This is a genomic window from Actinoplanes sp. NPDC051633, from assembly GCF_040681735.1.
Classification (GTDB): domain Bacteria; phylum Actinomycetota; class Actinomycetes; order Mycobacteriales; family Micromonosporaceae; genus Actinoplanes.
This window is the reverse complement of the sequence record NZ_JBFAZH010000466.1, coordinates 1-5670: the sequence shown is the minus strand read 5'-3', so window position 1 is coordinate 5670 and position 5670 is coordinate 1. Positions and strand designations below refer to the sequence as shown.

The following is a 5670-nucleotide window of genomic DNA, read 5'->3' as shown; positions in this document are numbered from 1 at the left end:
GACGAGTCGGACCCGCGCGACACGTGGCGCGACTTCCAGGCGTGGGCGGCGCGGGAGGCGACCGCGGCCGCGGTGGACAACCTGATGCTGCTGGTCAGTCGCTGCGAGGAGCTCGCGCGCGACGTGGCCGAGCGGTTCGACATCGAGTACGACAGCCTGGACGTCGACCTGCCGTCGCCCGACCTCGCCCTCCGCAAGATCGATGGACTCGACGTGAGCTTCCACAAGTCGGGCATGCAGCAGTTCCTCGGCGCCTTCACCGCGGCCCGGGTCACCTACGGCGGTTTCTACATGCTCGGCGCGGTCGGCGCGCTCTTCAACGTGGCGATCGCGGCGCCGCTGGGCCTGCTGGCGGGCATGACGCTGGGCCGGCGGCTGGTGCGGGCGGAGCGCGAGCGCCAGGTGCAGCACCGCCGGGCCCAGGCGAAGCAGGAGCTGCGCCGCTACGTCGACGACGTCGCCTTCCACGTGGGACGCGATTCGCGGGAGGCGGTGCGGCGCACGCAGCGCTTCCTGCGCGACGAGTTCGGCGCGAGAGCGCTGGCGGTGGAGAGGTCGGCGGCGGCCACGGCGGCGGCGGTACGCGAAACCGCGGCGTTGCCGGAGCCGGAGCGCCGGGAGCGGGCAGCCACGCTGGCCGAACAGCGCCGTCGTCTGGACCACCTGGCATGAGCGGCTCGCCGGTGTCTGCGATGTCTGCCTCGGGTTGCTTGGCGTCTGTGGCGCCTGAGCCGGCGGATCGTCGCCGTGGGGCGGAGGCGGCATGAGCCTGCTCGACGAAGTGCGGACGCTGCTCGACCGGTCTCTGGCCGAGAGCACCGACCCGAGTCTGCGCGGCCGGCTGACCGAAGCCCGGCGCCGGGTCGACGAGCCACTGCGGGTGGCCATCGCCGGCAAGATCAAAGCGGGCAAGTCGACGTTGCTCAACGCGCTGGTCGGCGAGGAGTTGGCGGCCACCGACGCGGGCGAGTGCACGCGGATCGTCACCTGGTATGCCGACGGGCCGACCTATTCGGTCACCGCCCACCTCAAGGGCGGCGCCGCCGAGCAGCGCCCGTTCCAGCGGGTCCGCGGCGCCGTGCAGATCGACCTCGGCCGCCCGGCCGCCGACGTCGACCACCTCGAGGTGCGTGTGCCCAGCGCCCGCCTGCGCCAGCACACCCTGATCGACACGCCGGGCATCGCGTCGCTGTCGACGGATGTCTCGCTGCGCACGATGGCATTCATGGAGGCCGAGGGCGAACGCGCCGCCCAGACCGACGCGGTGATCTACCTGCTGCGCCACATGCACGGCAGCGACGTCCGCTTCCTCGAGTCGTTCCACGGCGACGGGATGGCCAACGGCACCCCGGTGAACGCCGTCGGCGTGCTCTCCCGGGCCGACGAGATCGGCGGCTGCCGCTTGGACGCGATGGAGGCGGCCGCCCGGGTCGCGGCCAGATACGCGACCGACGAGCGGCTGCGTCGCCTCTGCCCGGTGGTGGTCCCGGTGGCGGGCCTGCTCGGCGCGGCGGGTGCGACGCTGCGCGAGGACGAGTTCCGCACGCTCGCCGCCGTCGCCGCCGAGCCGATGTCCGACGTGGTGGAGCTGCTGCTGACGGCGGACCGGTTCGCCTCGTCCGCCCCGGGCCGGCAGCACGTGCTCAACCGGCTGGGCCTCTTCGGCGTACGCCTGTCGGTGCGCCTGATCCGGGAGAACATCGTCCGCGACTCCGCAGACCTGGCGCGGGCGCTCACCGAGCACAGCGGCATCGACCGCCTGCGCGACGTCTTCACCGCACAGTTCGTGGGCCGCAGCGAAGTCTTGAAGGCCCGCTCCGCCCTGGCGGTCATCGACGAGTGCGTCCCGGCGGAGTCGATGCTGGCCGCCGAGGCCGAACGCATCAAGGCCAGCGCCCACGAATTCGTCGAACTGCGCCTGCTCCACCTCCTGCGCTCCGGCCGGCTGCCCGGCACGGAGGAGCAGCTCACCGAGATGGACATGCTGCTCGGCGGCGCGGGCGGCGCGCCGCACCACCGGCTGGGACTTCCGGCCGAAGCCCCACCCCACCGCATCGCATCGGCGGCCCAGACGGCCTTGGCCCGCTGGCAGGCGATCGGCGAGCATCCGTTCTCGGCGCGAGAGCTACGCACCGCGGCCCGCGCCGCAATGCGCACCTGCGAAGGCATCCTCGCGACAACGCTCACCCCCGACCGCTGACCTCCACCACGCGCCCGCGTTCCGCGCACGGCCTGCGTCCGTAGGCCTGATCGGCTCTATGCAGTTGTCAAATCCGGGGCCGAGAGCGCCGGGCGGCGGGACCACCGGGCGGCCGGGCCGATGCTCGCCAGCACGGCCAGCAGCAGGCACGCCGCCACTGCCGCGGAGGCCTGCGTCCACGGGAACACCGATGCCACCTCCTGGCCGATCTGGGCGCTCAGGCCCCGCGCCGAGCCCCAGAGCGCCAGCTCGGCCGCGGCCAAGCCCATCAGCGACCCGATCACGACGATGACCGCCGACTCGGTCGCGACCGCGAGCAGCACCTGCCTCGGGGTCGCGCCGGCCAGCCGCAGCAGCCGCAGGTCGCCGGCGCGTCCCGCGGTCGCCATCATCAGGGTATTCGCGACCGAGATCAGCCCGTATCCGACCGAAACCGCGATGAGCAGCACGGTGAACGTCCACACCAGATGGTCCTCGTTGGCGTCCGCGCTCCGAGCGAACTCGTCCACGCTGATCACCCGGCTGCCCACCGGCGGCGCCGGAGCCCGGCCCTCCGGCAGCAGCACCGCCGAGGCGAGCGCCGAAGGGTCGTGAGCCCGCACGGTCGAACGCGACAACACGAACTCCGCCGGCACCGCGCTGTCGGGCACCGTGCCGACGATGCTCAACTGCCGGTCCTGCCCGTCCTCGAAGCGCACGGTCAGCGTCTGGCCGGTCCTCACCCTCGACTGCGCGGCCCGGCTCTCCGTGACGATCGCGGCGTCGCCGGACAGCCGGCCCGCGGCGTCACGAAGACCCGCCAGGACCGTCGCCATGCTCGGATCGACACCGATGACCCGGGCCACCGAGTCGCCGACGTAGACGTCGGTCGGCAATATGGCGGCGCCCGCTGCGGACGACACCGCGGCATCCGTCAGCCCCGGCGTGCCGTCCGGTGTCAGGACGGCACCGGCCTGCACCTGTGCCGCGCGCCGATCGGCGAAGGCCTGCGACGACGTCTTCACGTTGCCGGCGATGAAAACGGCGAAGGCGATCGTCAGCAGCACCGGTGCCGCGATCGAGGCGGTGCGGCCGACGGCGGTCAGCGCACTCTCCCGAGCCACCATCGCGATCGGCCCGCGTAGGGGCCAGAGGACCAGCCGCACCACCGGCGGGACCACCACCGGCGCGAGCAGGGTTGCAGCGACCACCGCCGACATGGCGGAGAGCAGCGAATAGGTCGCCAGATCACGCATCTCGTCGGTGAGGGTCGTCGCCAGCCCGGTGGCCAGGCTGACCGCCGCGAAGGCGCCACCGACGATCCATCGCGTACGCGTCATCGGCCGGGTCTGCACCGCCGCCTCGCGAAGCGCCTCGAGCGGGCTCACCCCGGCCGCCCGGCGCGCCGCGACCGCGCTGCCCAGCACGGCGATGACCGGACCGGCCGCGATGCCCACCGCGATCGGCCACAGGTGCGGCCGCGCGACGAAGGTCGACGGCTCGAAACCGGCATCGACCAGCACCGGGCCGAGCAGCGGCGCGGCGAGCAGACCGACGATCGATCCGGCCACCGACGCCACCACGCCGACGGCCGCCGCCTCACGCAGCACCATCCGCCGGACCTGCCGTGGTGTGGCGCCGACCGCCCGCAGCATGCCCAGCTCACGCCGCCGCTGACGGACCGACAACGCGAACGTCGAGGCGATGATGAACACGCAGGCGAACGACGCGAGTGCGACCATCGCGGTCACCACCTGCATGCCGATCCATCGGGTCCGCGCGTCCGCCCGCGGCTCCAACGCTCCCAACTCGTCGCTGCTCAGGACGGTCCCCGCCGACCCGATCGGCGGCAGCCGCGGATCGCCGAGCAGCGCGATGACCCGGACGCCGGGCGACAGCCGGGCCGCGACGGCATCGGAGGTGTACACCGCGTCCGCGTCGATCAGGCCGACGACGACCCACGGCGCCGGTCCCTCCGCGGTCAGCACGGTCACCGTGCCGCCCACGCCGGCCCCGGCGGACCGCCCGAGCACCAGCTCACCGTCCGCGGCCGGAGCGCGGCCCGCCACCAGCCCGTGCGGGGCGAGTGCGGCGCTCGTCCATCCGTGCCCCGAGTCGATGTGCCATGGCCGGCCGCCGATCACCGGCTGGGCGTAGAACGTGCGGTCGGACACCGCCGCGGTCACGCCCGGCGCCCGTGCCAGGCCGGATCGCAGAGCCTCCGCCTCCGCCGGCGACCACGGCCGGCTCTCCGGGAAGGGATCCGCCGGTGTGCTCACCGCCGGGCTCTGCACGGCGGCGGCGACCGCACCGAAGCGTGCCGGTGGCACGGGCGTGGCCGATGCCAGGAGCGTCAAGGTCGCCGTGACGATGGCGGTGCCGAGCAACACGGCGACGACCGCTCCGGCTCGCCGCCGGCTGAGCCGCAGGGCGGTGCCGACGCCGTCACGGACGCTCACGACGCCATCTCCACGGACGTCATGCGCGCGGCGATGGCCGCTGGGCCGGTCGCCGGCATGCGGTCGGCCAGCCGGCCATCGGCCAGGAAGAACACCTGGTCGGCCATCGCGGCGGCGACCGGATCGTGCGTGACCATCAGCGCGGTCTGACCACGGTCGTCCACCAGCCGGCGCAACAGATCGAGCACATGGCGGGACGAGCCGGCGTCCAGCGCGCCCGTCGGCTCGTCGGCGAACAACACCGCCGGCTCGTTGAACATCGCTCGGGCGAGCGCCACCCGTTGCTGCTGGCCGCCGGAGAGCTCGCTCGGGCGGTGGCCGAAGCGATCGGTGAGGCCGGCCGCGTCGAGCGCGCGCGTGACGTCGGCCGGGTCGGGGCGACGACCGGCGAGCCGCGCGGGCAACGCGACGTTCTGCGCCGCGGTGAGCGACGTGATCAGGTTGAACGCCTGGAAGACGAAGCCGATGTGGTCGCGGCGGAATACCGTCATCGCCGTCTCGTCGAGGGCCGTCAGCTCCACACCGTCGACGGTGACGGCGCCGGACGTGGGCCGGTCGAGGCCGGCGACGCACTGCAGGAGGGTCGACTTGCCCGAGCCCGACGGTCCCATCACCGCGGTGAAGGTGCCGCGGTCGAGGTCGAAGGACACATCGGTGAGCGCGCTTACGCGCTGTGCGCCGGTGCCGTAGTCGCGGCTCAGGTCACGTACGGAGACCATGGCTGAAGTCATGGCGTCCACGATCGGCGTCGCGGGCCGCGGATACGTCCTGCCACGGCATGCTTTTCGGGGCGGCGCTATACCGTGGCATGACGTACCCCGGTAGGACGCGCGGGCCGGTCGCCGTCGCTACTGTCGGCGTTGTGACGGCCACGACCACCAGACCTCCGCTGCTGCTGCGCCCGCTCTCCCCGGTGCAGCTGCAGCTGCTCGATGTGCTCCACGCGGTTCTGGTCGGCGCGCTCTGCTTGTTCGCGGCCGAGGAGCGGCCGGTGCCGCCGGCCTCCGGCTGGCGGGAGCCCGCGGGGGTCAC

3 protein-coding genes and 1 pseudogene are annotated in these 5670 nt (G+C 73.5%); 2 read left to right on the top strand and 2 right to left on the bottom strand.

The genetic code is table 11. From position 1 onward, the window contains the following. A pseudogene (locus AB0M20_RS23985) lies at window positions 1–672 on the top strand (hypothetical protein); the annotation flags it as partial. Window positions 673–763: 91 nt separating this feature from the next. Then, the gene (locus AB0M20_RS23980; protein WP_364301663.1) at window positions 764–2200 is read left to right on the top strand and encodes a dynamin family protein; all 1437 of its coding nucleotides are present in this window, start codon (window positions 764–766) and stop codon (window positions 2198–2200) included. Between the two features lie 56 nt (window positions 2201–2256). On the opposite strand, the gene AB0M20_RS23975 is transcribed toward AB0M20_RS23980, so the two are convergent. Then, a complete protein-coding gene (locus tag AB0M20_RS23975) occupies window positions 2257–4638 on the bottom strand; it encodes an FtsX-like permease family protein (protein WP_364301661.1) in 2382 nt (793 codons plus the stop codon). After that, window positions 4635–5369, bottom strand: coding sequence for an ABC transporter ATP-binding protein (locus AB0M20_RS23970; RefSeq protein WP_364301659.1), 735 nt, complete (start codon window positions 5367–5369; stop codon window positions 4635–4637). Before AB0M20_RS23970 ends, AB0M20_RS23975 begins: the two co-directional genes overlap by 4 nt. Window positions 5370–5670 lie beyond the last annotated feature (301 nt).